Annotated in this window: 24 protein-coding genes; 13 read left to right on the top strand and 11 right to left on the bottom strand. The window is 67.6% G+C overall.

Annotation, left to right across the window (positions count from 1 at the left end; translation table 11 throughout):
- Window positions 1-39: 39 nt before the first annotated feature.
- From AUCHE_RS12300 to AUCHE_RS12280, 5 genes are all read right to left on the bottom strand, one after another.
- Window positions 40-1,116 carry a ParB/Srx family N-terminal domain-containing protein gene (locus tag AUCHE_RS12300; RefSeq protein ID WP_006503646.1) on the bottom strand — a complete coding sequence of 359 codons (1,077 nt, stop codon included), beginning with the start codon at window positions 1,114-1,116 and terminating at the stop codon, window positions 40-42.
- A 146-nt stretch (window positions 1,117-1,262) separates the two neighbouring features.
- The gene (locus AUCHE_RS12295; RefSeq protein ID WP_006503645.1) at window positions 1,263-1,520 is read right to left on the bottom strand and encodes a hypothetical protein; all 258 of its coding nucleotides are present in this window, start codon (window positions 1,518-1,520) and stop codon (window positions 1,263-1,265) included.
- Window positions 1,521-1,542: 22 nt separating this feature from the next.
- On the bottom strand, window positions 1,543-2,532 hold the full coding sequence (locus tag AUCHE_RS12290; protein ID WP_006503644.1) for a 5-oxoprolinase subunit C family protein: 990 nt from the start codon (window positions 2,530-2,532) through the stop codon (window positions 1,543-1,545).
- Window positions 2,529-3,194, bottom strand: a complete 666-nt coding sequence (locus AUCHE_RS12285; RefSeq protein WP_006503643.1) for a 5-oxoprolinase subunit B family protein — start codon at window positions 3,192-3,194, stop codon at window positions 2,529-2,531. The genes AUCHE_RS12290 and AUCHE_RS12285 overlap by 4 nt, the downstream gene beginning before the upstream one ends.
- Entirely contained in the window at window positions 3,194-3,946 is a 753-nt protein-coding gene (locus AUCHE_RS12280) for a LamB/YcsF family protein (protein ID WP_246785323.1), read from the bottom strand. Before AUCHE_RS12280 ends, AUCHE_RS12285 begins: the two co-directional genes overlap by 1 nt.
- Window positions 3,947-4,086: 140 nt before the next feature.
- Here AUCHE_RS12280 and AUCHE_RS12275 point away from each other — a divergent pair, with 140 nt between their 5' ends.
- Genes AUCHE_RS12275 through AUCHE_RS12265 form a run of 3 tightly spaced genes read left to right on the top strand, consistent with a single transcriptional unit; the run spans window position 4,087 to window position 6,876 of the window.
- The gene (locus AUCHE_RS12275) at window positions 4,087-4,830 is read left to right on the top strand and encodes a DUF969 domain-containing protein (protein ID WP_006503641.1); all 744 of its coding nucleotides are present in this window, start codon (window positions 4,087-4,089) and stop codon (window positions 4,828-4,830) included.
- On the top strand, window positions 4,827-5,795 hold the full coding sequence (locus AUCHE_RS12270; RefSeq protein ID WP_006503640.1) for a DUF979 domain-containing protein: 969 nt from the start codon (window positions 4,827-4,829) through the stop codon (window positions 5,793-5,795). Before AUCHE_RS12275 ends, AUCHE_RS12270 begins: the two co-directional genes overlap by 4 nt.
- Window positions 5,796-5,847: 52 nt before the next feature.
- Complete coding sequence (locus AUCHE_RS12265) at window positions 5,848-6,876, top strand: DUF2891 family protein (protein WP_006503639.1); 1,029 nt, start codon at window positions 5,848-5,850, stop codon at window positions 6,874-6,876.
- Here the strand turns inward: AUCHE_RS12265 and AUCHE_RS12260 are convergent.
- Together AUCHE_RS12260 and AUCHE_RS12255 are read right to left on the bottom strand one after the other, a co-directional pair.
- Complete coding sequence (locus AUCHE_RS12260; protein WP_006503638.1) at window positions 6,812-7,888, bottom strand: cation transporter; 1,077 nt, start codon at window positions 7,886-7,888, stop codon at window positions 6,812-6,814. The genes AUCHE_RS12265 and AUCHE_RS12260 overlap by 65 nt on opposite strands.
- Window positions 7,885-8,397 carry a transporter substrate-binding domain-containing protein gene (locus tag AUCHE_RS12255; protein WP_074788408.1) on the bottom strand — a complete coding sequence of 171 codons (513 nt, stop codon included), beginning with the start codon at window positions 8,395-8,397 and terminating at the stop codon, window positions 7,885-7,887. The genes AUCHE_RS12260 and AUCHE_RS12255 overlap by 4 nt, the downstream gene beginning before the upstream one ends.
- A 148-nt stretch (window positions 8,398-8,545) precedes the next feature.
- Between AUCHE_RS12255 and AUCHE_RS12250 the strand changes: the two genes are divergently transcribed.
- On the top strand, window positions 8,546-9,913 hold the full coding sequence (locus tag AUCHE_RS12250) for a GntP family permease (RefSeq protein ID WP_006503636.1): 1,368 nt from the start codon (window positions 8,546-8,548) through the stop codon (window positions 9,911-9,913).
- A gap of 147 nt (window positions 9,914-10,060) precedes the next feature.
- The gene (locus AUCHE_RS12245; RefSeq protein ID WP_040322430.1) at window positions 10,061-11,551 is read left to right on the top strand and encodes a DUF1846 domain-containing protein; all 1,491 of its coding nucleotides are present in this window, start codon (window positions 10,061-10,063) and stop codon (window positions 11,549-11,551) included.
- Window positions 11,552-11,642: 91 nt separating this feature from the next.
- On the opposite strand, the gene AUCHE_RS12240 is transcribed toward AUCHE_RS12245, so the two are convergent.
- On the bottom strand, window positions 11,643-12,467 hold the full coding sequence (locus tag AUCHE_RS12240) for a hypothetical protein (protein ID WP_006503634.1): 825 nt from the start codon (window positions 12,465-12,467) through the stop codon (window positions 11,643-11,645).
- 383 nt (window positions 12,468-12,850) lie between these two features.
- On the opposite strand from AUCHE_RS12240, the gene AUCHE_RS12235 reads away from it, so the two are divergent.
- Together AUCHE_RS12235 and pta are read left to right on the top strand one after the other, a co-directional pair.
- A complete protein-coding gene (locus AUCHE_RS12235; protein WP_006503633.1) occupies window positions 12,851-14,059 on the top strand; it encodes an acetate/propionate family kinase in 1,209 nt (402 codons plus the stop codon).
- Between the two features lies 1 nt (window position 14,060).
- Window positions 14,061-16,127 carry a phosphate acetyltransferase gene (gene pta / locus AUCHE_RS12230; RefSeq protein ID WP_006503632.1) on the top strand — a complete coding sequence of 689 codons (2,067 nt, stop codon included), beginning with the start codon at window positions 14,061-14,063 and terminating at the stop codon, window positions 16,125-16,127.
- Window positions 16,128-16,192: 65 nt separating this feature from the next.
- On the opposite strand, the gene AUCHE_RS17115 is transcribed toward pta, so the two are convergent.
- Window positions 16,193-16,351, bottom strand: a complete 159-nt coding sequence (locus AUCHE_RS17115; RefSeq protein WP_006503631.1) for a hypothetical protein — start codon at window positions 16,349-16,351, stop codon at window positions 16,193-16,195.
- A gap of 257 nt (window positions 16,352-16,608) precedes the next feature.
- Between AUCHE_RS17115 and AUCHE_RS15865 the strand changes: the two genes are divergently transcribed.
- The 4 genes from AUCHE_RS15865 (at window position 16,609) to AUCHE_RS12210 (ending at window position 20,932) form a co-directional block, all read left to right on the top strand.
- Window positions 16,609-17,472, top strand: coding sequence for a glycosyltransferase family 2 protein (locus AUCHE_RS15865; protein ID WP_006503630.1), 864 nt, complete (start codon window positions 16,609-16,611; stop codon window positions 17,470-17,472).
- Window positions 17,473-17,742: 270 nt separating this feature from the next.
- Window positions 17,743-18,657: a carbohydrate ABC transporter permease gene (locus AUCHE_RS12220; protein WP_006503629.1), complete on the top strand. Its 915-nt coding sequence runs from the start codon at window positions 17,743-17,745 to the stop codon at window positions 18,655-18,657.
- Window positions 18,654-19,523 (top strand): carbohydrate ABC transporter permease, encoded by an 870-nt coding sequence (locus AUCHE_RS12215; protein WP_006503628.1) that lies wholly within the window; start codon window positions 18,654-18,656, stop codon window positions 19,521-19,523. The genes AUCHE_RS12220 and AUCHE_RS12215 overlap by 4 nt, the downstream gene beginning before the upstream one ends.
- A gap of 38 nt (window positions 19,524-19,561) precedes the next feature.
- Window positions 19,562-20,932, top strand: a complete 1,371-nt coding sequence (locus tag AUCHE_RS12210; RefSeq protein WP_006503627.1) for an ABC transporter substrate-binding protein — start codon at window positions 19,562-19,564, stop codon at window positions 20,930-20,932.
- Window positions 20,933-20,973: 41 nt separating this feature from the next.
- Here the strand turns inward: AUCHE_RS12210 and AUCHE_RS12205 are convergent, their stop codons facing one another.
- Entirely contained in the window at window positions 20,974-21,963 is a 990-nt protein-coding gene (locus AUCHE_RS12205; protein WP_006503626.1) for a M56 family metallopeptidase, read from the bottom strand.
- Window positions 21,960-22,370 carry a BlaI/MecI/CopY family transcriptional regulator gene (locus AUCHE_RS12200; RefSeq protein WP_245706768.1) on the bottom strand — a complete coding sequence of 137 codons (411 nt, stop codon included), beginning with the start codon at window positions 22,368-22,370 and terminating at the stop codon, window positions 21,960-21,962. The genes AUCHE_RS12205 and AUCHE_RS12200 overlap by 4 nt, the downstream gene beginning before the upstream one ends.
- 110 nt (window positions 22,371-22,480) lie before the next feature.
- Between AUCHE_RS12200 and AUCHE_RS12195 the strand changes: the two genes are divergently transcribed.
- Both AUCHE_RS12195 and AUCHE_RS12190 read left to right on the top strand, forming a co-directional pair.
- Window positions 22,481-23,236, top strand: coding sequence for a DsbA family protein (locus AUCHE_RS12195; RefSeq protein ID WP_006503624.1), 756 nt, complete (start codon window positions 22,481-22,483; stop codon window positions 23,234-23,236).
- A gap of 3 nt (window positions 23,237-23,239) precedes the next feature.
- Window positions 23,240-24,055 (top strand): cytochrome c biogenesis CcdA family protein, encoded by an 816-nt coding sequence (locus AUCHE_RS12190; RefSeq protein WP_006503623.1) that lies wholly within the window; start codon window positions 23,240-23,242, stop codon window positions 24,053-24,055.
- Window positions 24,056-24,112: the final 57 nt, after the last annotated feature.

The raw sequence follows: 24,112 nt of genomic DNA, 5'->3' as shown, positions 1-24,112 counted from the left end.
GCTCGGGCGTCTTCCCGGGGGCGGGGCCGGCGGCCGGGTTCATCGGGTAGCGGCGACCTTGCGTCCTTCGGGGATATAGGCGAGCTTGCCCGGAGATTCGTGGGTCAGGGGTCGGCCCAGCCTGGCCAGTGTCTGTTCGCCGAGTTTGGTGCGACGTCCCAGGTGTCCTGCGGTCAGGCCGTTGTGTACGACGGTCTGGCGGGGCAGGGAGATCTGTGCTTTTCCGGCGTTCTGGACTGCTTTGAGGTAGCTGGCCGGGTCGTCGCTGCGCCATCCGGTCAGGTCGACCTTGCCCGATTCACGGATCCAGGTCGCCCAGTGGTGTTCTTGGAAGAGCATCTTCCTGGGCCGGTGTCCGATGCCGCGGGTGAAGAAGGCCAGGCTGAGGTAGCGGTCGTCGCCGAAGCTCTTCAGGGACAGGTCTCCGGGGAGCCTGGCCGGGTCGATGTTCTTGCCGTCGGCGTCGCGCAGCCATACCCATTTCTCGGTGCGCATCCGTTCCCAGAAGCTGTCCTCGACCAGGCCGCCGAGGTTCGCGACGACCCGGACCCGGACCTTCATGTCCGGTCCGCCGTCGGGCATGGCGTGGAAAGCGGCGAGCGTGTGGTGTCCGCCGGTCAGGTAGGGGCGCCCGCCGCGACCGATGACGACGGTCCTCATCTGGGAGCGGCTTTCCTCGTTCTCCTCCCCGGGGCGCAGTTCGCAGGTGAAGGTGGTGGGGTCGGAGAGTTTCGCGTCCGGTCCGGCAGCGACGACGTCGAGGAGCCCTGAGGATCGACACCAGTCGACGAAACGGCGGTTGATCTGGTCTTTCCCGGAGGTGTATCGCCCCAGCCGGTAGTGGACGGCGTCGTGTCCGAGAGCGGGCTGGGTGGGGCGCAGGTCGCCGAGTCGGACGTCGATGATCTGTCCTTCGCGGGCGCACATGTGCGATGGCGCTCCGCCTTGTCGAGCACCGAGCTTGCACTGGGCCAGTCGCTGCCCCGAAGCCAGTGGTGATCGTCCGGTCGCCAGTTCGGTGGTGGCGACCACGAAGACCGACACCGCCCCCACCACTACGGCGACAGCGCTGGTCACGACGGCGGTACGGCGGGGGTGCCGGACCGGATGGGGCATGCGGTTCTCCTTCGGGGCGCCGATACGCCGGTGCGTACCTCTTCGGCGCCAGCTGAACGACCGACATCCTCGGTGAGTTCGCTGCCGGAACCAGGTGTGTCCAGGTTGTTTCCTGGCATGTCACCTACCCGAGGGTAGGTGATTTGTCAGGGAGCTGAGCGTTCGATCGCCTGTTTGGCTTCGAGCAGTGAGGAGCCGGTGCGTTGCCGGTGGTGTTTGATCGCTTCGATCTTTTTGCCCTGGGCGACCAGCATCCGTTCTTCGGCATCGACCTGGTAGATCGAGACGACGGCGGGTGGCTCTATCCGCAGCTCGGCACACAGTCGTGCGATGACCTCCTGCTGCAACTGCACCTGGCGTTCGAGTCGTTCGATCCTCGCCCGGTTCCCCGCGCCCCCGATCATGGTTTTCTCCTTCTACCCGGGTTCAGGACGACCGTGTCGAGGCTACCCTGCCGTCCGCCCGGGTCCCCTGCAGGACAAGCACATCGGTCGGATATCCGACGGGACGCACTGCGATCTGCACCTGGTCGCCCGGTCGCAGCTGCGCCACCAGGTCGGTCGATGCCGGGTCGAGTACTGCGACCACCGGGTAGCCGCCGGTGGTGGGGTGATCGGCGAGGAAGAGCACCGGCTGCCCGGACGGGGGGATCTGTACGCTCCCTCGGACGACAGGTTCGCTCTGCAACTCGCCGTCGACAGCCCGCTCGAGCCGAGGTCCGGTGCACCGCACACCGACCCGGTCGCTGTCGGGGCCGACCGTCCACCAGGTCTCGGTGAGGATCGTCCGGGCCGGTCCGGTGAACCAGTCGGCACGGGGCCCCCAGGTCGCGGTGAGGACCGGTTCCCGGTGCGCGACCCCGGTCTCCTCGTCCTCCGCCGAGGTGGACGAACCGTCCGTCGGCGCGGCCGGTCCCACGGCGAGCTCCCAGAGCGCACTGTCGACCACGCTGACGGCGTGACTGCCGACAGCGACGAGATCACCGGCGGCCAGAGGTGCGGGACCCAATCCGGCGATCGTGTCCGACGACCTGCTCCCCAAAGTCAGCGGCAGGTCGACCCCTCCGAGCACCGCCACATAGGAACGCAGCCCGCAGGTCGGACGGCCCAATTCGATCTGTTCGCCGGCCGCGGCCCGCACCGGCGCCGAGAACGGGACCGGGCGGCCCCCGACACTCACCGGAAGCGGCGCCCCGGTGACCACGAACACCGTGGACGAGACGGCCTCGACGACGAGCCCGCCGGCCAGGACCTCCAGGGTCGCTGCCGCCTCGGGGTTGCCCACCAACCGATTGGCCAGGCGGTGCGCTCCCCGGTCGGCGGCCCCGGACGGTCCGACTCCCAGTGCGGCCAGGCCGGGACGCCCCAGGTCCTCGACGAGGGTCCGCAGACCCGTCCGGACGATCCGCAGGGTCATCGCAGGTCTTCCGCTGTTCCCGCGGAGTTGTCGTTCGCCCGCTGCCGGGGCTGCCCGGTGATGTCGGCGAAGGTCACCCGGGTGCCGGGAGTGAGCAGCGCCGGCGACGGCCGTCCGACGTCCCACAGGAGGGCCGCGGTCCGACCGATCAGCTGCCAACCGCCGGGGCTGGACGTCGGATAACAGCCCGTGTACCCCCCGGCCAGGGCCACCGACCCGGCGGGGACCCTGGTCCGCGGCGAAGGACGCCGGGGCACCGACCAGCTCTCGTCGTCGCAGGTCATATAGGCGAAACCGGGCGCGAAACCGCAGAAGGCCACCGTCCAGGTCGCGGAGACGTGCCGGGCCACCAGGGCTTCCACGCTCAGCCCCAGGTGGTCGGCGACACCGGTCAGATCCTCGCCGTCGTAGACCGTTTCGATCCGCACCTGCCGGTCCGTCCGGTTCTCGACCTGCTCGGGGGCGACCCGGTCGAGGGCGCGGACGACCTCCGGCATGGACACCGTCCCGTCGGATCGCAGCAGGAGGGTGCGTGCCGCCGGGACGATCTCGGCGATACCGTCGACCGGGTGCGCCCGCAGGCCGGCCAAATAGGCGAGGGTCTCGGAGCCGTCGGCGAATTCGAGGAGGAGTGCGTCGACCCCGCTGGGCAGGACGCGCATCAGGCGGCGCTTCCGGTGAAGGACGCCACCTGGACGCCGGCGTTGTCGAGAGCGGCCCGGACAGCGCGAGCCATGTCGACGGCGCCGGGGCTGTCGCCGTGCACGCACAGGGAGTCCGGGCGCAGGGGGACGGGGGTGCCGTCGATCGCGTCGACGACGCCGTCGGTGACCAGGCGGACCGTCCGCGCGGCGACGACCACGGGATCGTGCAGGACGGCGCCGGGATCCTTCCGGGGTACCAGGGTTCCCTCAGGGGTGTAGGCCCGGTCGCAGAAGGCTTCTACCGCAGTGGGCAGTCCCGCCCGTTCGGCGAGTTCCGAGGCGAGCGAGCCGGGCAGTCCCAGGAGGGTGAGGACGCTCCCGGTGTCGGCGAGACCGCACAGCGCCTCGACGACGGCCCGGGCCTGGCCGGGATGGTGTCCGATCGTGTTGTAGAGCGCGCCGTGCGGTTTGCAGTAGGTGACGGTGGCGCCTTCGGTGGCGGCGACGGCCTGGAGCGCCCCGATCTGGTAGCGGACCTCGGCGGCCAGCTCGGCGGGGTCGACGTCGACGAAGCGACGTCCGAAGCCGGCGAGGTCGCGGTAGGAGACGTGGGCGCCGACGGCGAGGCCGTGTTCGACGGCCAGCCGGACGGTGCGGGTCATCACGAGGGGGTCGCCGGCGTGGAAGCCACAGGCGATGTTCACGCTGGAGAGCACTGGCGCCAGCTCGGCGTCATCACCCAGATCCCACCGCGAAAACGACTCTCCCACATCAGCATTGATGTCAACCCGCATGGGCCCATCCAATCACTGCGGGGAGCGGGGGAAATTTCCGGGCCGCCCTACACGACGACTCGAGCTGCTCTACGGTGGCGGGCGACCCTTCTTCCCTCTCACCTCAGGAGACCACCATGTGGGTCCTGCTCGCCGTCGCCGTCGTGGTCGTCGGTTTCGCCTTGCGGATCAACAGTCTTCTGGTGGTCACGGTGGCCGGTGTCGTCGCCGGCCTTCTCGGCCGGTTGAGTCCGATGCAGATCCTCGACACCTTCGGCCAGGGATTCGCCAGCAGCCGCAGTGTCACCGTCTTCGTGGTCACCCTGCCGGTCATCGGCCTGATCGAGCGTTACGGCCTGCAGTTCCAGGCCCGTGCGCTGATCGGTCAGCTGACGAAACTGTCCGTGGGCCGCCTGCTGATGTTGTACATGCTGATCCGGCAGATCACAGCAGCGATGGGCCTGGTCAGCATCGGTGGGCCCGCGCAGAGCGTGCGCCCACTGCTGTACCCGATGGCCGAGGGCGCCGCCGAACGAGAACATCCCCGGGTGACCGAACGGATGCGCGAGAAGATCAAGGCCTTCTCGGCGAGTTCCGACACGGTCGGCCTGTTCTTCGGGGAGGACATCTTCATCGCCATCGGGTCGCTGCTGCTGATCACCGGTTTCGTCGACTCGACCTACGGCTTGACTCTCGAACCGATCGATCTGGCCCGGTGGGCGGTTCCCACCGGGATCGCGGCTTTCCTGATCCACGGCGGCCGGCTGTTGTGGCTCGACCGGACGTTACGTCGGATGTCCAGCGAGGGCGACGACCCTCCAGTGGTGCCCGCCACGGCTGCCGCGACCGCCCCGACCACCACGTCGGAGGCCACCCGATGATCCAGGTCGAATGGTTGTACTGGCTGGTCGGGGCGTTCTTCGTCGTCCTGGGCGGGCAGGCGGCGAGGGACCGCAGCGTCCCGCGGCGTCATCTTTCCGGGCTCTTCTGGATCCTGTTGGGGGTGGGTTTCTGGTACTCGACCTTCGTGGTGGCCAAGTCCGCTCCGGCGTGGGTGCTCGGGCTGATCGTGCTGACGATGGCGGTGCTCGCCGGAATGGGGCTGCCGCACAAGGGCACCGACAATTCCACCACCGACGAGGAACGTCAGGTCTTCGCGCGCAGGTTCGGCAACAAGCTCTTCGTCCCGGCGTTGACGATCCCGTTCGTCACCGCGATCTTCGCGACCGGGCTGGTCGACCTGGAGGTCGACGGCAGGCTGCTCCTGGAGAAGGGGTCGGCCACCATCATCGGGTTGGCCGTCGCGAGCTTGATCGCCCTGGCCGTGGCCGTGGTGCTCTTGCGCCCGAAGTCGCCTGCGGTGCCCTTGCAGGAGGGACGACGCCTGTTGGGACATATCGGCTGGACGGCGGTTCTCCCCCAGATGTTGGCGACCTTGGGCGTGCTCTTCCAGGTCTCCGGGGTCGGCAAGGCGGTCGGTGAGGTCGCCGGGGGCGTCCTCCCCAAGGGGTCGGTGCTGGCGGCGGTGGCGCTCTACTGCGTGGGTATGGCCGCGTTCACGATGGTGATGGGCAATGCGTTCGCTGCTTTTCCGGTGATGACGGCGGCCATCGGGTGGCCGCTGCTGGTGCAGCATTACGGGGGTGAGCCGACGGTGATCTTCGCGGTGGGCATGCTCGCCGGTTTCTGCGGAACACTCGCGACCCCGATGGCCGCCAATTTCAACCTCGTCCCGGCCGCCCTGCTGGAGATGAAGGATCAGTACGGTCCGATCAAGGCTCAGCTGCCCACGGCCGTCGCCCTGTTGGCCTGCAATGTCGGGATCATCACCGTGTTCGCTTTCTGACCCCCGCCTGCCGACACGTCCTGCCGTGTCCTCCTGGAAGGATGTCCCGCCCATGACGACCGATCTTCTCCGTGCCCAGGCTGCCGCGTGGGCGTCCATCGCCTGTGACGTCCTGGACACCCCTTTCCCCTATGCGGCCGCACATATGGCCCGGGATCGCCAGGATTGCGATGTGACCCCGTGGCGGGTGCACCCGGCTTTCCACGGTTCGTTGGACTGGCACAGTTCTGCGCACATGCAGTGGTCCCTGGTGACCTTGTTGTCGGTCGCGCCGGAATGTCTCGACGAGCGGCTCACCGACCGGGTGGTCAGCCTGCTGGACGGCCGGTTGACCGGTCCGGGGTTGGCCGCGGAGGCGGATTATCTGCTCGACCGGCCCAGCTTTGAACGTCCTTACGGGTGGGCGTGGGCGGCGATGCTCTGCGAGGCCCTGAGCCGTTGTCCCCGTCCGGAGGCTGCGGGGTGGTCGGCTGCGGCGCAGCCGCTGGCCGCGGCGGTGTCCAGGCTGGTTCCGGCGTGGCTCGACCGGCAGGTCTTCCCGGTGCGGCACGGGGTGCACAGCAATACGGCTTTCGCGCTGTCCTTGTTGCATCGGGCGTACACCGGGCTGGGCGAGGAGGACACGGCGGCCGTGGTGGCCCGGGGTATCCGCCGCTGGTACGGCGTGGACGACGAGCTCGACACCCGTTTCGAACCGAGCGGGCAGGATTTCCTCTCCCCGGCGTTGTCCGAGGCGGAGTGTCTGATGCGGGTGCTGCCCGAGGCGCAACGCCCTGACCGGTTGGCCCGTCTGCTGCCGGGACTGGGGGCCGGGCGGCACAGCCACCTGTGGGAGGTGCCCCCGGTGGTGGACGGCACCGACGGGCATCTGGCCCATCTGTACGGGTTGGCCTTGTCCCGCGCCTGGCAGTTACGGGTGCTGTCGTCCTGGCTGCCCGGGGAGGAGTCCGGCAGGGTCCGCGAGGGGGCCCGCCGTCAGGTGGAGGCGGTGTTGCCGGTCATCACCGGGGGGCATTTCATGGCGACCCACTGGTTGGTGTCCTTCGCCCTGTTGGGCGAAGTGGCCGACGACCGCGGGTGAGCGTGCGTCGGCCTCCCTTCGGGGGCTCCTCCCGGGGGTCGGGCAGGTCGTCGAGGGAGGCGACCGGCATGACGACGACGTCGTCGAGTTTCCAGTCCAGCTCCCGGATCGCGGCGGCGGCGTCCTCCACGTCACGGACCTGCACTTCGGGGTGGCGGGGTACGACGAACGATTCGACGTGGAGCACGTGGCCCATGTCGCGGATCCGGCTGCGGGAGTCGGCCACCCAGCCGAGGCCGCGGAGGGCCGGGTCGATCCGGTCGACCAGGGGGTGGGTGTCCGTCGAGTCGTAGGTCCGGGCTCGGCCGTCCATGAGATTGCGAGCGGCGTACCGCAGGTTCGACGTGCCGTCCTTGATCACGGACAGGGCGATGGCGCTGGCCACGAGGGCGTCGGCCCACCACCAGCCGATGCCGATGCCGATGATGCCGGCCATGGAACCGGCGGCGGTCATCCAGTCAGCTTTCTGCATGTCGGCGTCGGCGTGGAGGATCCGGTCGTGGAGTTCTTCAGACAGGGGCATCTTGAGATGGCCGAGGACGACCGGGCCGACCATGGTGTAGGTCAGGGCGGCGATCATCACCCAGCCGGCCCAGATCGTGTGGTCGAACAGCCGGAGGGTGCCGATGGAGGGATGTTCGGCGGCGAGCAGCCCGGTCAGTGAGTCCCCCAGCAGCAGCACGCCGACGAGGAGGAGGGCCACGGATGCGGCGAGATGCCCGCTGGCGACGGCGCGATGCCGTCCGTAGGGATATTCCGGTGAGGGTGGTCTGCGGGCCTGGCGTCCGGCGATGAGGAAGGCCAGGGGTGGGACGAAACCCAGGAGGTCTTCGATCCAGGCGGCTTTCATCGCCTGGGAGGAACCCATGGCCAGGTAGACCACGACGACGCAGGTCGCCATGTAGACGAGGGTGACCCATTCCAGTCGGGTCGCTGTGCGCAGGGCGTTCTCCTGCAGGGGCGGCAGGACGGTGACACCGAACCGGGTCCGGCTGTCCTCCGGGCGGTTCACCGGTTCTCCTGGACGGCCTGGTCGAGCCATCGTTCGAGGTCGGACAGGAGGGCGTTCTCTCCGGCGGGGACGGCCATGACATATCGGCGGGTCGTCCCGTCGGGGGTCTGTTCCTGCTGGTAGGCGCGGGTCATGCCGATTTCGGTGGCCCATGGGCTGGTCGTGTCGAGTCCGGCGGCGACGAGGTCGATCCGTCCGTGGTGCAGGCCTTCGACGAGGGCTGCCTCGGTGTCGACCGTCCAGGTGATGCGGGCGCCGAGGTGGTCGGCATATCGGTGGACGAGGTCGATCTCGGGCCCGGTGGGCGGTGCGGGTGGTGTGGCCGTGATCCGGGGTGGGTGGTGGGAGATCCCGACACGCAGTGTCTGCCGGGCGCGGATCAGGTCGAGGGTGCCCTCGGGGTCGGTGGGGATCCGCAGACCGCAGCCGGTGAGGGTCGCCGCCAGGAGGACAGACGCCACCACCCGGGCGGATTCGCCTTTCCGCGAAGGAGATCGGTGACCTCTCATGATTCGACCCTAGGTGTTTCCGGTGGGATACGCGCTCGACCGCCCTCGGCGAGTTATCCGGACGGACGCCCGTCCTCGGCCACACAATGACGGCAGATCTCGTCAGAGGCGTCGACGTCGCGATGCCGGCCACAGCGAAGGAGCTGTCATGGTCGCTCTCCACACCACGGTCGCCATCGTGGCGATCGTCCTGTTGATCATCCGGGCCAAGGTCGACCCGATCATCGCGTTGGTCCTGGGGTGTCTTTATCTGGGGTTGGCCGGCGGGGTCGGTTTCGAGGGCACGGTCAAGGCGATCACCGGTGGTTTCGGCGACATCATGGCCAAGATCGGTCTGTTGATCGGTTTCGGGGTGCTCATCGGGTCGCTGTTGCACACCACGGACACCTTCGGTCGGTTGGTGCAGGCTCTGTTGCGATATTTCGGGCCGGCGCGGATGCCGTACGGGCTCACGGTGGCCTTGTCGACGGTCTTCCCGTCGATCTATGTGGACGTGCAGGTCGTCCTGGCCGCGCCGGTGGCCCGGCAGGCTGCGCCGTACATCGGGCGGAACGGATTGGCTCTGATGTCGGGGGCTTTGGGGACCGGCATCTTCTGCGGTTATGTCTTCGTGGTGCCGGGTTTGTCCGCGGTGTCGATCGCCGGGTTGTTGGGGATCCCGTTGGGAACCTACCTGTTGTACGGGATCGTCCTGGGCCCGGTGACCGCCGTCGTGACGACTTTCCTGTTCGGTGTGCTGTTGCACCGCGGCTGGTGGGCGGCGGGCAAGGACGAGCTCGGCGATGAGTTCTCGGCCGGCGGCGCGAACCCCGCGGAGCATCCGGACGTCCCGGAGGGTCCGGTCCGGGATCACCGGCTGCCGGCGTTATGGGTGACCCTGCTGCCGATCGTGGTGCCTCTGGTGTTGATCGCCGCGGGGGCCTTCGCCGAGTTGGCCGGGGTGGAGCATCCGTTCGTCGCTTTTCTGGGCGATGCGAATGTCGCGCTCTTCCTGGGGCTGGTGGGCGCCTATGTCCTGGCTCGGCGGGCAAGCGGTACGGAGTCCACGGCGCGGGCGTTCACCCACGGTCTGCACACGGCCGGGGAGATCCTGCTGGTGACGGGGATCGGTGGGTCCTTGGGTGCGGTGATCAAGGCCACCGGCCTGGCGAAGCTGTTGGGCGACCTGTTCAGCGCCGATGCGGGTGCGCCGGTCGTGGTCGCGGTTCTCCTGTCGTGGTTCATCGCGGCGGTCCTGCATCTGGCGATCGGGTCGGTGTCGGTGGCGGCGATCACGGCGGCGGGGATCATCGCCCCGATCCTGCCCACGATCGGGGTGGCGCCGATCGCGGTCGGGCTGGCGGTGGCTTCCGGTTCGTTGTTCGCCTTGCAGGTGAACAGCAATTTCTTCTGGATGTTCACGTCCTTGCTCGGGTTGTCCACCCAGGGCGGGTTGAAGACGATGACGACGGTGACCTCGATCGCGTCGGTGATCTCGTTGCCCGTGGTGGCGGTCCTGGCCGTGGTGGTGAGTTGATCGGCCGGCCCGGCGGCCGGGTCGTCTCGTCGGGTGGGGTGGTCGAGGGGTGGTTGCCGGGGGGTGAACATCTGAGACGCCTGGGAGCCGTGTCCAGCCAGTCGGCGTATCGTCCAGGGGGTCGGTTGAAAGGGAGTATCAGTGACCATGCGCAAGACCGGGTTCGACCGGGAGAAGTATCTGGAGCTGCAGTCGGGCCACATCAAGGCCCGCCGTGAGCAACTGGGTGGGAAGCTCTACCTGGAGTTCGGGGGCAAGCTCTTCGACGACATGCATGCTTCCCGGGTGTTGCCCGGGTTCACCCCGGACAACAAGGTCGTCATGTTGGAGACCTTGAAGGATGACGTCGAGATCGTCATCGTCGTCAGCGCGAAGGACCTGACCCGTAACAAGATCCGCGCCGATCTCGGGATCACGTACGAGCAGGACGTCCTGCGGATGATCGACACCTTCCGGTCGTACGGTCTGCTCGTCGGCAGCGTCGTCATCTCCCGGATGACTCCGGACAACCAGCCTGCGGCGGCTTTCCGTCGGCGGTTGAAACGTCTGGGGGTGAAGGTCTACCGCCACTACCCGATCGCGGGTTATCCCAGTGATATCGCCCAGGTCGTCAGCGACGAGGGTTACGGCCGTAACGAGTACGTCGAGACGACCCGCGACCTGGTCGTGGTGACCGCGCCGGGGCCGGGTAGCGGCAAGATGGCCACCTGCCTGTCGCAGATGTACCACGACCATCAGCGTGGGGTCCGTTCCGGGTACGCGAAGTTCGAGACCTTCCCGATCTGGGACCTCCCGTTGGACCACCCGGTCAACATGGCCTACGAGGCGGCTACCGCCGATCTCGACGACGTCAACATGATCGACCCCTTCCATCTGGCGGCCTACGGCGAACAGACCGTCAACTACAACCGTGACGTCGAGGTCTTCCCCGTCCTGAACGTCCTCTTCGAGAGGCTGCTCGGGCATTCCCCGTACCGTTCCCCCACCGACATGGGCGTCAACATGGTGGGGCGGTGCATCAGTGACGACGAGGTCTGCCGGGAGGCTTCCCGCCAGGAGGTCATCCGCCGTTACTACCAGGCGCTGGTCCACGAGCACCGGGACGGCCTGGAGCCGGTGTCCTCCGAGCGGATCGCCTTGGTGTTGAGCCGGCTCGGTATCGAACGGACCGATCGACCCGTGGTCACTCCCACCTTGGAGATGGCGGCACGGACGAAGGCTCCGTCGGCGTCGGTGCAATTGCACGACGGGCGGGTCATCACGGGCAAGACCTCCGCCTTGTTGGGAGCCTGTTCGGCGATGCTCCTGGACGCGTTGAAGGCCTTGGCCGGTATCGACGAGGACGTGCATCTGCTCTCGAAGGAGACCATCGCACCGATCCAGAGTCTGAAGACCGGCCACCTGGGCAGTCGCAATCCGCGGTTGCACACCGACGAGGTGTTGATCGCGTTGGCGGTCAGCGCCAATACCGATCCGCTGGCCAAGCGGGCGATGGCCGAATTGCAGCATCTGCGGGGATGCGATGTGCACACCAGTGTCATCCTCGGCCCGGTCGACGAGAACATCTTCCGTCAGTTGGGTGTGCACGTGACCAGCGAGCCGGTCTACCAGACGGAGAAGCTCTACCGGAAGCGGTGAGCGGGTAGGTCGCCGGGGTCGCCCGGCTTTCCGGTGCGGGGGCGGTGCCATGTCGTGCGGTGCCGCCCCCGCACCGTGTCGTAGCCGTCGTTCAGTTCCGCGTCAGGCCGATCAGGTGATCGAGCTCGACGCGCAGGCCGGTGAGATCCCGGACCGGGCTACGGAAGGCGGCGTAGACGACGTCGGTGGTGCGTTCGCCGATGTGCATCAGGGTCACGCCGCCTGCGTCGGTGTCGACGCAGAAGGTCTTGCCGCGTATGTGTCTGCAGGGTTGGTGGTGCGGCCGTTCGGAGAGTTGTCGTCCGACGACGTGTCCGTCCTTGACGGCTGTGCACAGGTCCGCGAGGGCTGTTGCGGGGTGGGCGGCGACGATCTCGTGGGCGGCGAGTGCGTCGCCGCGGTGGGGGAAGGTCTCCGTTGCGGGGTCGTCGAGGAGTCCGTCGAGGGGCAGCGGTACTGCGCCGGAGGAGTCGTGGACGATCAGGCGGTCGATCTGCAGGGTGCCGATCATGATGTCGGGGATTTCGGCGACGGTCGTGATCGTCTCGGGGAGGGCCTTTTCGTGCAGTTGGGTGGTTCTGGCTGTTTCGGTGAGCCATTCGACGGTGCCGAGGAGGTGCACGGTGGCGGCGGTGATGCGTACCCGTGGTTCGGCGGCTTCGCGGCGGATGTCGCAGCGTGCCCTGGTCGGTCTCGTTGCCGGGTGTGCGGGGTGGGGGCGGGCAAGGGCCATCAGGAAGTCGCCGCGGTCGGTGAGTCCGTGGGCGATGACGTCGTGTCCGTGGCCGGGTTCGGTGTCGAGGGCGGTGAAGGTGGCGGCGCCGGCTCCGGTGAGGGCGCGGCGGGCGGCGGTGCGGGTGCGAGAGGCCAGGGCCTGCTCGATCTGGAGAGTGGCCGGGCCGGGGGGCGGCGTCATGGGCAGGACCTTTCGCCAGTGAGTCAGGTGAGCCTTACCTTACCGTCTCGCTTTTTTTCCGGGCGCAGGCCCGGGCCCGTCCCTGCCCAACCTCCACCCGGCAGCCCGCCACCGCAGGTGCCACTCGAAAGAGCACCGAACCCGGATGCAGGAGCGCAGAACCCAGGCTTCGACCTCGAGGCCGAACGAAGCCTGACAGCGGGTACGTATACTGATCAGACTCCCGGCCAGGCCGAGTCCGAAGCACGATCGACTCCGACCACCTGGTACGCGGCACGAAAGAGACCCGAGCCTCCGGTGATGGTCCGACCAAAGGCGGATGGCGATCGGGAGCGTGTGGCGTCCGGCCGGTCATGACACCAACTCTGGAAGGTTCACACGACGTGTCCACAGCGGTACTCGTCCTCAACTGCGGCAGCTCATCTGTCAAGTTCGCCCTCATCGACCCGATCACGGGGGTCCGCCATCTCAGCGGTCTCTCCGAGCGGGTCGGCACCCCCGAGGTCACGATCACGGCGAAGATCGGCGCCGAGAAGACTGCCCTCGACGGCATGACCAGCACCGACCACCAGGGAGTCGTCGGCCGGATCCTCTCCTGGGTGACCGAGTGGGCCCAGGCCCACGGCGTCGAGATCAGCTCGGTCGGCCACCGGATGGTCCACGGCGGCGCATCCTTCGCGGAGTCCGTCCTGCTCGACGAGGCCGCCATGGCCGAGGTCAGCCGGTGCATCCCGCTGGCCCCGTTGCACAATCCCGCCAATATCGCCGGGGTCGAGGCCGTCACCGCGACCTACCCGGACGTGCCCCAGGTCGGTGTCTTCGACACCGCCTTCCACCAGACGATGCCCGCCGTGGCCTACCGCTACGCCGTCCCGCAGGAGTGGTACACCGAGTACGGCGTCCGCCGCTACGGTTTCCACGGCACCAGCCACCTGTACATCTCCGCGCAGGCCGCCGAGATGGTCGGTCGCCCCCTGTCCGAGATGCGCGTCGTGACCGCCCACCTGGGCAACGGTTGCTCGCTCACCGCCATCAAGGACGGCGTCAGCGTCGACACCTCCATGGGGCTGACCCCCCTCGAGGGCGTCATGATGGGCACCCGCTCCGGCGACCTCGACCCGGGCATCCTCGCCTATATCGCCGGACGCACCGGCGCCGACGTCGACCAGGTCACCGACGCCCTCAACAAGCGCAGCGGCATGCTCGCCCTCTCCGGCGTCAGCAACGACCTGCGCGAGGTCTGGGCCGCAGCCGCCTCCGGTGACGCCGACGCCCTGCTCGCCCTGGACGTCTTCTGCTACCGCATCGCCAAGTACGTCGCCTCGCTGGCCGTCCCGCTGGGCGGCCTCGACCTGCTCGTCTTCTCCGGCGGCATCGGCGAGAACGACGAAGGCGTGCGCGCCCGCGTCATCGCCCACCTCGGTTTCCTCGGGCTGACCCTCGACGCCGAGGCGAACAACGCCTGCATCCGCGGCGCCGCCGGCACCATCACCCAGCCGGGCGCGGCGACCGCGGTCGTCGTCCCCACCGACGAGGAGCTGGTCATCGCCCGCGACGCCCAGCGGATCACCGCCTCAGGTCAGGAAGGCTGAGATGGGCCGCCGTATCCTCGTCGTCCCGGCCAATCACGGCGCCGACTGCACCGCTACCGCACTGGGTCTGATGCAGGCCCTGGACGAGCGGGGTGTCGACGTGGGCTACCTCAAGCCCTTCGCCCAGGCCCTGCACGGACGACCCGACCATGCCGTCGACCTGGTCCGCCTGGTCACTCCGCTGAACCCGCCCGACCCCATCGGTGTCGCCGCTCTCGAAGCAGGCCTGTCCAAGGGGCAGGACGACGACCTCATGGAAGAGGTCGTCGCACTCGCCGACGAGACCCTCGCCGCACATGACGTGGTCGTCATCGAGGGCCTGGTCCCCTCCGGTGAGAATGTCTACTCCCAGCGGGTCAACCACATGCTCGCCAAGGCGCTCGACGCCGAGGTCGTGGTCGTCGGAGCCATCAAGGACCACGACCCGCAGGCCATCGCCGCCATCACCACGGGCAGCGCGTCCAGCTACCGGGTGGGCGAGGCCAGCCGTGTGCTCGGCATCGTCCTGCGTCGGGGCGCACCGGGCACCGAGGCCGCCTACCGGGCAGCCTTCGAGAACACGGGCGAACGGGTCGTCGGTTTCGTGGAGACCTCCGAGTCCACCGGGTGGCCCCGAGTCCGTGACCTCGCCGAAGAGCTGGGTCTGACGAATCTGAACGAGTCCGGTGACGAGACCCGCCGCATCAAGTCGACGGCCGTCCTGGCCCAGTCGATGCCGGGCTTCCTCCCCGCTCTGCGGGACGGCCAGCTGGTCGTCGTCCCCGCGGACCGGCATGACGTGCTGGTGTCCGCGGCACTGGCCACGATGAACGGTGTCCGCCTGGCCGGGATCCTGCTCACCGCAGGTATCCGTGCCGACGAGCGGGTGTTGGAGTTGTGCCAGCCGGCGTTGAAGACCGGGTTGCCGATCTACGCCACCGAGGACCACACCATCGATGCGGTCAACCGGGTGCTCTCGCACGGCCCGGAGATCGCCCCCGACGACGACGCCCGCACCCGCCTGGTGATGGAGTCGACCGCCGAGGTCCTCGACGAGGAGTGGGTGGAGTCCCTCACCGACGACCACGCCAAGCGTCGTCTCAGCCCGGCAGCCTTCCGTCGTTATCTCACGACGCGGGCCCGGCAGGCGGGCAAGCGGATCGTGCTCCCGGAGGGTTCGGAGCCGCGGACCGTGGCTGCCGCGATCTCCTGCGAGAACAAGGGCATCGCGCACTGTGTGCTCCTGGCCCCGCGTGACGAGGTGGAGACCACGGCCAGCCGTCTGGGGCTGGCCCTGCCGGAGTCCATCGAGATCATCGATCCGACGGACATCCCGCAGAAGTATGTCGACGCCCTGGTCGAACGCCGCAAGCACAAGGGCATGACCGAGGCTGCCGCCCGGGAACAGTTGTGCGACTCCGTCGTCTACGGCACCGTGATGGTCCACCTGGGCGAGGTCGACGGTCTGGTCAGCGGCGCGGTGCACACCACGGCGAATACGGTGCGTCCGGCGCTGCAGATCCTGGGCACCAAGCCTGGGGCGAAGCTCGTCAGTTCGGTGTTCTTCATGGGATTGCCCGACGAGGTCGTCGTCTACGGCGACTGCGCGATCAACCCCGACCCGAATGCCGACGAGCTGGCCGATATCGCGATCCAGTCCGCCGATTCGGCGGCCGCCTTCGGGTTGGACCCGCGGGTCGCGATGATCTCCTTCTCCACCGGCACCTCCGGTTCCGGGGCCGATGTGGAGAAGGTCGCGGCGGCGACCACCCTGGTCAAGGAGCTGCGCCCGGACATCGCAGTGGACGGCCCCTTGCAGTACGACGCCGCGACCACTGCGTCGGTGGCCCGTTCGAAGGCGCCGGACTCCCCGGTGGCCGGTAAGGCGACGGTCTTCGTGTTCCCCGACCTCAACACGGGGAACACCACGTACAAGGCCGTGCAGCGTTCCGCATCGGTCATCTCGGTCGGCCCGATGCTGCAGGGCATCGCCGCTCCGGTGAACGACCTGTCGCGCGGCGCCCTCGTCGAGGACATCGAGTACACGATCGCGTTGACCGCCATCCAGGCTGCGGCGCCCTCGGCCTGATCCAAGCGCACGGCGAACGGCGTCGGCGCTCCCTGGAGGGGAGCGCCGACGCCGTTCTGTTGTCGTCAGGCGGCTTCCGGGTCGGGCTGGTGAAGGCCGAAGACGTTGTTCTCGGTGTCGTGGTAGTACCCCTGCCAGGCCATTCCCGGTAGGGCGAACTTCTCCAGGGCGACGGCTCGGGGGACGTCAACGGCATGGATCTCGAAATGGATGACTCGCGACATATATCCATTTTCCCGATACGGGACCGACATGCCACCGATCCGTTCGGACCTCCCGCTACAGTGCGATATGTCGGAACCGACCGATTTTCTTCCAGGAGAAAGTGTCCGGAGAGGTCCGGAGCTTTCCTCCCCTTGCGCAGAAGGTCATCCGGTCGAAGTCCCCGCCCGGATTCCGGCCGTGCGGCACAGGAAGGGTCGCACCCGGCAAGGGCATCGACCAGACACCCCTCCCTCGTCCGCCCTCGATCGGAGAAGAGATGCCCAGACTGACGATCATGATGGCTGCCCACAATGCGGAGGGAACGATCGCGACGGCGATCTCCTCAGCTCTCCGGTCCGCCCCCGACGACAGCGAACTCGTGGTCTGCGATGACGGGAGCACCGATCGGACCGCCGAAGTGGTCGACGCCCTGACGGACCGGCGCATCCGGATCCTGCAACATTCGACATCCCGGGGCAGTGGAGCGGCACGACAGACCGTCCTGGACTCTACCGACAGCGAATTCATCGCGAATATGGACGCCGACGACATCTCCCTGCCGTGGCGTTTCCCTCGGATGCTCCCGGCCGCAGAGGGGCATGACGCCGTCTTCACCGGCGCGCTGGTCTTCGGCAACGGGCACTGGGCCAAGCCGAGCCTGACCTTCCCGTTGTCGGCCCAGGAGTTGCCGGCGATCCTGACGATCCACAATCCGTTGTTCCACTCCAGCATGCTGGCCCGCCGATCCGCCGTGGAGTCGGTCGGCGGGTACCGGTCCCTTCGACGGGCCCAGGATTATGATCTGTGGCTGCGGATGGCCGCGGGCGGGGCCCGACTGCGCAGGCTGGCCACCCCTGCGGTGGCCTACCGTCTCTCCCGCACCCAGATCTCCGGGGGCGCCGACTATCTCACGCTGCTGGGTGCACAACCCGAGTTGCGGAGCTCCTACTGGAAGAATCTGGATCTGGTGCTCGGCAGACAGTCGGCGGCGCACAGCTCATCCCAGGGTGCGCCGGCGACGATCCGCCAATCCGTACACGGATTGGTCCGCGGATTCCGACCGACGACCCGGGCTTACTACCGCAGGGTGTTGTGCCGGACATCGGTGCCGGTTTTCCCTCATCCCGACAGTCGGCAGTGAGCTTCGGCTGCCCGATCGGGCGCGCTGCCGCCTCGGGTTGAGTCGGACGAGAGCACCTGCTTTCCCTCCTCCTGGAGATATGCCGGCGCTTTTCTGGGTCACGTCCACGTCCCCGAGAAGCTGGACAAATGTCCAGTTATTTCGCGTTATTCACGGCTAATTTAACAGCACTCACGATGGCGCCCCCACCAAGGGTGGCGCCATCAATACATATCTGCCTCAATACAATTCACGGCAAAAGCTGATGTCCGGACAGCAAAGGAGCTTCCGGTGTCCTTGCCGACCCCCTCTCCCCGCACCCGTCGCAAGAAAAGCCCCGCCGGCGACGCACGAACCGCGGCCTACTTCCTGCTCCCGGCCTCGATCGGATTCCTCGCCTTCTCCCTGGCACCCACGCTGCGCGGCATCTGGTTCAGCTTCACCGACAGCACCACCCTGGCCCCCGGCCGATTCGTCGGCCTGGAGAACTACCGTCGGCTCAGCGAGGACCCACTCTTCTGGGACGGACTACTCGTCACCTCCCACTACGTCGCGGTCAATATCGCCAGCCAGACCGCTGTCGCCCTCCTACTCGCCCTGATCCTCGACCGGTTCGCCCGACAACCGTTCTGGCGTACCCTGTTCCTCCTGCCCTGGCTCATCCCCGGAGTCACCGTCACCCTGTTGTGGATGTGGCTGCTCGACCCGACCCTGGGCGCGGTCAACGGCGTCACGGACGCACTCGGACTGGGCCGCCACGGGTACTTCAACCATCCGGATTCCGCGATCACGACCGTCGCCCTGGTCAACACCTGGCGATACACCGGCTACCAGACGCTTCTGCTCCTGGCCGGCATGCAACGAATCGACCCCAGCCTCTACGAAGCCGCAGCCGTCGACGGTTCCGGCACGGCACGCACGTTCTGGCACCTCACCCTGCCGCTGCTCAAGCCGGTCCTCACCCTCGTCCTGGTCATCTCGACGATCGGCAGCTTCCAGATCTTCGACACCGTCGCGGTCGCCACCCAAGGAGGGCCGTCCAATGCCACGAATGTCGTCTTCTACTACATCTACACCAAGGCCTTCACGACCTTCGATCTCGGATACGCCAGCGCAATCGCCGTCGTCATGCTCGTGCTGCTCGCCGGGCTGACCGCCCTCCAGTTCGCGTTGACCAGCACCGACGAAGAGAGGAAAACGTCATGACGTCACGGGCACGCCCCCGCCGACCCACCGCCTTCGGCGTGTTCGGCATCGCCTTCCTCACCCTGTGGGTACTCCTCGAGATCCTTCCTCTGCTGTGGGTGCTCCGCACCTCGTTGGCTCCCCGGGACACACTTTTCAGCTCCCCGTTCGCCGCAGCCCAAGGCGCATGGACCCTGGACAATTACGCCCGAGTGCTGGGCGTAGGCCCCGACAGCGACAGCGAACTCCAGTTCCTCGCCTACCTGAGCAACTCTGTGGTCTACACCACCATCGTCGTGACCGGTCAGGTGACCTTCTCCACCATGGCCGGATACGCCTTCGCCCGATTGACCTTCCCAGGTCGCGAGTTCCTCTTCGGGATCTTCCTCTCCGGACTGATGGTCCCACCGATCTTCACCGCTCTGCCCAACTTCGTACTGATGAAGAATCTCGACCTCCTCGACACCTTCGCCGCCCTGGCCGCCCCGACCTTCTTCGTCACCCCCTTCGCCGTCTTCTTCATGCGTCAGTTCTTCCTCGGTGTGCCCCGCGAACTGGAAGAGGCCGCGATGCTCGACGGCTGCAACCGGTGGCAGATATTCACCCGGGTCGTCGCCCCCTGCGTCAGCGGGCCGATCATCACCCTGGCCATCGTCACCGCGGTCACCACCTGGAACGACTATCTATGGCCCCTGCTGGTCGGGACCGAGACCACCAAAGTGCTCAACGTCGGGCTCTCGAGCTTCCTCGCCCAGAGCCGAAGCCAACAGCCCGACTGGGCCGGGCTCATGGCCGGCAGTGTGCTCTCCGTCCTGCCCGTCCTGGTGATCCTCTCGGTCTTCGGACGCCGGCTCGTCGCATCCCTGAATTTCACCGGCGTCAAGTGACTCCTGTGCTCGCCCACGCCTCTCGTGAAGGACAACCGATGACACACACCCGAACCGTTCTCACTGTGGTCCTCACCGGATCCTTGCTCGTCGGGCTCTCCGCCTGCGGCGGCGCCGCGAAGAGCAAGGGTTCCGGGGGCACCGACGGAAAGACCGAACTGACCTACGCCCTGTGGGACAAGGCCCAACAAGGCGCCTACACCGCGTGCATCGCAGCATTCCAGAAGGAGAATCCGAAGATCTCGGTCAAGATCGACCAGACCGGTTGGGACGAGTACTGGACGTCACTGAGCACCAAGATGGCTGCGGGCAAGGCTCCGGACGTCTTCACCAACCATGTCGCCCGCTATCCCCAGCTGCAGAGCGGCAGACAACTCCTGGAACTGGACCAGGCCGTCACCGAGCACCGGGTCGACCTGGAGAAGTTCCGTCCGGGGCTCGCCGAGATGTGGATACGGGACGGAAAGCGCTACGGCATCCCCAAGGACTTCGACACCATCGGCCTGTTCGTCAACACCGAGCTGCTCAACGGCACGGGAACCACCCTGGAACAGGCCGGTCAGCTCACCTGGAATCCCACCGACGGGGGTACCTTCGAGACCTTCATCGCCGCCCTCAGCGTCGACTCCGCCGGCCGTCGAGGGACCGACCCCGGCTTCGACGCCTCATCGGTGAAGACCTACGGTCTGTACGCCTACGACCCCGCAGACGGATACGGCCAGACATGGTGGGCCAACTTCGCGTTGTCCAACGGTTGGTCCTATGCCGACACCCATCCCTTCCCCCGTTCCCTCAACTACGGCGACCCGAAGCTCGCCCAGACCTTCGCCTGGTTCCAGCGCATGGTGAAAAAGGGGTACATCCCCTCCCCCGACAAGGTCGGCAAGCTGGGTCGTTCAGCCCTCCTGGACGGCGGGACCGTGGCCATGGTCGCCGACGGTTCCTGGGGCATGGGCACCTATGCGGCAGGGAAAACCGATGTCACCGTGCTGCCCTTGCCCATCGGGCCGGTCGGTCGACGCACCGTCCTGAACGGACTCGCCGACTCGGTGTCAGCCGGAACCAAGTATCCGCAGGAGGCCGTCAAACTGGTCGCTTTCCTGGGGTCGAAAGCCTGCCAGGACATCGTCGCCGACGCAGGAGTGGTTCTCCCTGCCGTCACCAGTAGCGCGGGCAAAGCCGTCGAGACGATGACGACGAAGTTCGCACACCGCAAAGGGTTGGATCCCAAGGTCTTCCTCGATGCAGCCGAGGATCGGAAGAACACCGCCCCCTATCCGATCGTCGACAGAGGCATCGACATCAACAAACTCGGCGGCGACGTCGCGGATCGGATCATGACCGGCCGAGGAGAACCGGACCAGGAACTCGAGGCCGTCAACGCCCGCATCAACGCCTTGATCACATGACCGCGCATCCTTGACGGCATCGTGGTGAAGCGGCGACCCGGTCAGGCACAACCCAGGACGGCCATCCCGACGTAGGGCATCGGCGCCGCTGCTCCGGCGAAGGCCAGGGCGATCACCCCGGCCGTGAGGAGAACCGCCGGGCGGGCCGCCGGAACAGGGTCGTCCGGGCACACCAGATGCCGGATCCGTTGAGGTCCGGCGGCGTGCAGGGCATGCACCTCACCGACCTCCGGCACGGGGAGGGCGACGGGTTCACCCAGCCGCAGCAGTGCAGCTGCGAGAGCTGGCGTGCCGACACTCGCCTTGGCCTCGTCGTCGGCGGCGATCTCCAGGTAGTGCGGAATGGCGTCTGCCGCCGCAGCGATGAGCGGCACCGCTCGTAGCGGGCGGGCCAACAGCGCCGCGAATCCGCCGATCAGGTGGTGCCATTGCGTGAGGTGAGCGGCTTCGTGGGCGAGAACGGCAGCGAGTTCCCGCTGGTCGAGGACACCACGGGCTCCTGTGGAAAGGACGATGCCGCCGTGTCTGCCGGGCAGGGCCACCGCGAAGGGACGCTGGTCGTCGACCATGACGACATCGTGTCCGTGCAGCCTGATGGCCGTTCCTCGGGCGCGCAGCCGGGCTGAGGTTCGCCTGGTGGCCCGGGACCGTCGCCGCCCTGCCCTGGCCATGGACAGGACGAGCGCACTCCCGGCGAGCGCCGATCCGACGAGGAGAGCGATTGCTGCGGTGGGAGTTTCAGTGACGAAGGGTCCGTCGACGGGGCCGGTTGAGCATCGACCGCAGCTCTCCGGGGTGTGCCCCAGCAGGCGAGGTCCGGCCAGTGCCCAGGCGTAGAGGGGGCCGAGGACGATCGTGGCCAGTGTCCACAGGGTCATTCCTGCGGTGAGCAGATGCGCGGCGGTGCGGGGTCGGTGCATCAGCGCGGGTGCGGCCCGGCGGAGCAGGAGGGGTGCGCCGACCGCTGAGATCAGGAGTCCGAGCGTGATCGTCGTCGCGAGGGCCAGTGCGGGGCCGGAGTCGACGGTCACCGTTCGCCCTGGGCGTGTTGGGTGGCGAGGTAGGCGCGGAGCAGTGCTCGGTCGTCCTCGGGGATGGTCTCGACGAAGTGCAGGATCGAGGCGGCGCGGTCGTGGCTGGCGTCGAGGGCGTGGCTCATGAGGGAGGCCGTGTGGGCTTCGCGGCTGGTGCGGGCGGCGTAGCGCACCGATCGTCCGTCCTTGTGTGTCTCGACGAGTCCTTTGCCGACGAGGTGGCCGAGGACGGTGGCGATGGTGGTGTAGGCGGGTCGCCCGTCGAGGGTGGTGATGACCTCGCGGATGGAGGACGGCCCCCGGTCCCAGAGGATGTCCAGGACGTGGGCTTCGAGGGGGCCGAGGCGCGGGTGGTCGGTGGGGCGTGGTGCGCGCATATCACCGGTGGTTTTTCCTCGCGTCATGGGCCCGAGTCTCCCAGACGGTCGACGACGATGCATAGTCGACTATGTGTCATAGTCAAAAGCTCCGGCACAGCACCCGGCGACATCATCCGCACGACGAGGAGAAGCCCATGCCCGAACGACCCACCCCGGTACGATGGCGGTCCTGGGCGGTGCCGATCACGGTCGTCATCGTCGCGGCGTCCCTGTTGCTGCTCACCTATCTCGCGCAGCAGAACAACGGACCTCAGCAGCCGGGCAGTCCTGCGGCGGCCACGAAGTCCGCTCCCGAGGGGAAGGAGCAGAGCCCTGCCCCGGCGAGCATCGAGGAGGCGCTCAAGAAGGTGCAGCGCCGCGATGCCAAGGATCTGCTCAGCGCTGGACCTGTCGATGCCCCGGTCGTGTTGATCGTCTTCTCCGACTACCAGTGCTCCTTCTGCGCCCGGTGGACCCATGCCACTCTCCCGGAGATGAAGAAACGCGCGGAGGCCGGTCAGCTGCGCATCGAGTGGCGTGATGTCAACATGTACGGCGAGAACTCGAAGCGGGCGTCGCTGGCCTCCTACGCCGCTGCCCGTCAGGGACGTTTCTGGGACTACCACGACAAGCTCTTCCCCGAAGGGAAGACACGTCCCAAGCCTCAGCTGACCGCTGACGCACTGATCGCCACCGCCACCGAGATGGGTCTGGACGCGAAGAAGTTCAAGGAGGACATGGAGAGCACCGAAGCTCTTGGAGAGATCGCTCGGAACGAGAAGCTGGCCGCCGAACTCGGTGCCGCTGCCACTCCGGCCTTCCTCATGGGCGCGAAACCGATCTCCGGGGCGCAGCCGACGGAGGTCTTCGTGCAAGCCTTCGAGCAGGCTCTCGCGGCGAGCAAGCGCTGATCGATGGACGTCGGACTACTCGCTGCTTTCCTCGGTGGCACGCTCGCGCTGCTGAGCCCATGCGGGGCTCTCCTGCTCCCGGCTTTCTTCGCGGCGACGGTGGGCACCGGTCCTCGGCTGTTCCTGCACGGGGCGCTGTTCTACGCCGGGCTGTTGACGGTTCTGGTCCCCTTGGGGTTGGGTGTCGGCGCGCTGGGGTCGGTCGTGGCCACCCAGCGCGAGACAATCGTGCTGGTCACGGCGATTGTGCTGGTGATCCTCGGGCTGGCGCAGATGGCCGGTCTCGGTTTCGACGCCGCTAGCGCGCTACCGGGGATTCGTGGCCTCCAGGAAAGCACGACCCGCCGCACCGGCGCGCTCAAGACGGTCCTGCTGGGCGCGGCCGGTGGAGTCACCGGTTTCTGTGTCGGGCCGATCCTGGGCGCGGTCCTCACTCTCGCGGCGACGCGCGGTAACACGGTTGCGGCCGGCGGGCTGCTCGCCGTGTACGGCGCCGGGATGGTCGTTCCGCTGCTGTTGATCGCGGCGGCCTGGCACCGGATGAGCGATCGTTCCCGGGCCGCGCTGCGAGGACGCCCGGTGCGGGTCCTCGGGCGGGAGCTGCATTCGACGTCGCTGCTCACCGGGGCATTGATCGTAGCCCTGGGCGTGCTCTTCTGGGCCACCGACGGGCTGTTGACGATGCCGGAGCTGGTCCCGGTGAGCACTCAGGACTGGTTGCAGCAGCAGGTAGCAGCCCTGGCCCGCAGCTCCTACGACGTCATCGCTATCCTGGCCGTCGCCACTCTGGTCCTGGTGGTCTGGGCCCGCAGGCGATAAGACCGCCGCAGCTCTGGACATAGAAGGCCCGCCCTCACACCCGACGCGTAGGGGTGA

The sequence above is a fragment of the Austwickia chelonae NBRC 105200 genome, assembly GCF_000298175.1.
GTDB classification, from domain to species: domain Bacteria; phylum Actinomycetota; class Actinomycetes; order Actinomycetales; family Dermatophilaceae; genus Austwickia; species Austwickia chelonae.
The sequence above is the reverse complement of the archived record's forward strand: the minus strand, read 5'-3'. Positions and strand labels throughout refer to the sequence as shown.

Bases quoted from the DNA above. Each gene is read 5' to 3' on its own strand.
- AUCHE_RS12215 (WP_006503628.1), top strand. From the start codon at position 18,654: ATGACGTCACGGGCACGCCCCCGCCGACCCACCGCCTTCGGCGTGTTC.
- AUCHE_RS12245 (WP_040322430.1), top strand. From the start codon at position 10,061: ATGCGCAAGACCGGGTTCGACCGGGAGAAGTATCTGGAGCTGCAGTCG.
- AUCHE_RS12295 (WP_006503645.1), bottom strand. From the start codon at position 1,520: ATGATCGGGGGCGCGGGGAACCGGGCGAGGATCGAACGACTCGAACGC.
- AUCHE_RS12195 (WP_006503624.1), top strand. From the start codon at position 22,481: ATGCCCGAACGACCCACCCCGGTACGATGGCGGTCCTGGGCGGTGCCG.
- AUCHE_RS12275 (WP_006503641.1), top strand. From the start codon at position 4,087: ATGTGGGTCCTGCTCGCCGTCGCCGTCGTGGTCGTCGGTTTCGCCTTG.
- pta (WP_006503632.1), top strand. From the start codon at position 14,061: ATGGGCCGCCGTATCCTCGTCGTCCCGGCCAATCACGGCGCCGACTGC.
- AUCHE_RS12255 (WP_074788408.1), bottom strand. From the start codon at position 8,397: ATGAGAGGTCACCGATCTCCTTCGCGGAAAGGCGAATCCGCCCGGGTG.
- AUCHE_RS12270 (WP_006503640.1), top strand. From the start codon at position 4,827: ATGATCCAGGTCGAATGGTTGTACTGGCTGGTCGGGGCGTTCTTCGTC.
- AUCHE_RS12190 (WP_006503623.1), top strand. From the start codon at position 23,240: ATGGACGTCGGACTACTCGCTGCTTTCCTCGGTGGCACGCTCGCGCTG.
- AUCHE_RS12250 (WP_006503636.1), top strand. From the start codon at position 8,546: ATGGTCGCTCTCCACACCACGGTCGCCATCGTGGCGATCGTCCTGTTG.
- AUCHE_RS12300 (WP_006503646.1), bottom strand. From the start codon at position 1,116: ATGCCCCATCCGGTCCGGCACCCCCGCCGTACCGCCGTCGTGACCAGC.
- AUCHE_RS15865 (WP_006503630.1), top strand. From the start codon at position 16,609: ATGCCCAGACTGACGATCATGATGGCTGCCCACAATGCGGAGGGAACG.
- AUCHE_RS12285 (WP_006503643.1), bottom strand. From the start codon at position 3,194: ATGCGCGTCCTGCCCAGCGGGGTCGACGCACTCCTCCTCGAATTCGCC.
- AUCHE_RS12290 (WP_006503644.1), bottom strand. From the start codon at position 2,532: ATGACCCTGCGGATCGTCCGGACGGGTCTGCGGACCCTCGTCGAGGAC.
- AUCHE_RS12210 (WP_006503627.1), top strand. From the start codon at position 19,562: ATGACACACACCCGAACCGTTCTCACTGTGGTCCTCACCGGATCCTTG.
- AUCHE_RS12265 (WP_006503639.1), top strand. From the start codon at position 5,848: ATGACGACCGATCTTCTCCGTGCCCAGGCTGCCGCGTGGGCGTCCATC.
- AUCHE_RS12200 (WP_245706768.1), bottom strand. From the start codon at position 22,370: ATGACGCGAGGAAAAACCACCGGTGATATGCGCGCACCACGCCCCACC.
- AUCHE_RS17115 (WP_006503631.1), bottom strand. From the start codon at position 16,351: ATGTCGCGAGTCATCCATTTCGAGATCCATGCCGTTGACGTCCCCCGA.
- AUCHE_RS12240 (WP_006503634.1), bottom strand. From the start codon at position 12,467: ATGACGCCGCCCCCCGGCCCGGCCACTCTCCAGATCGAGCAGGCCCTG.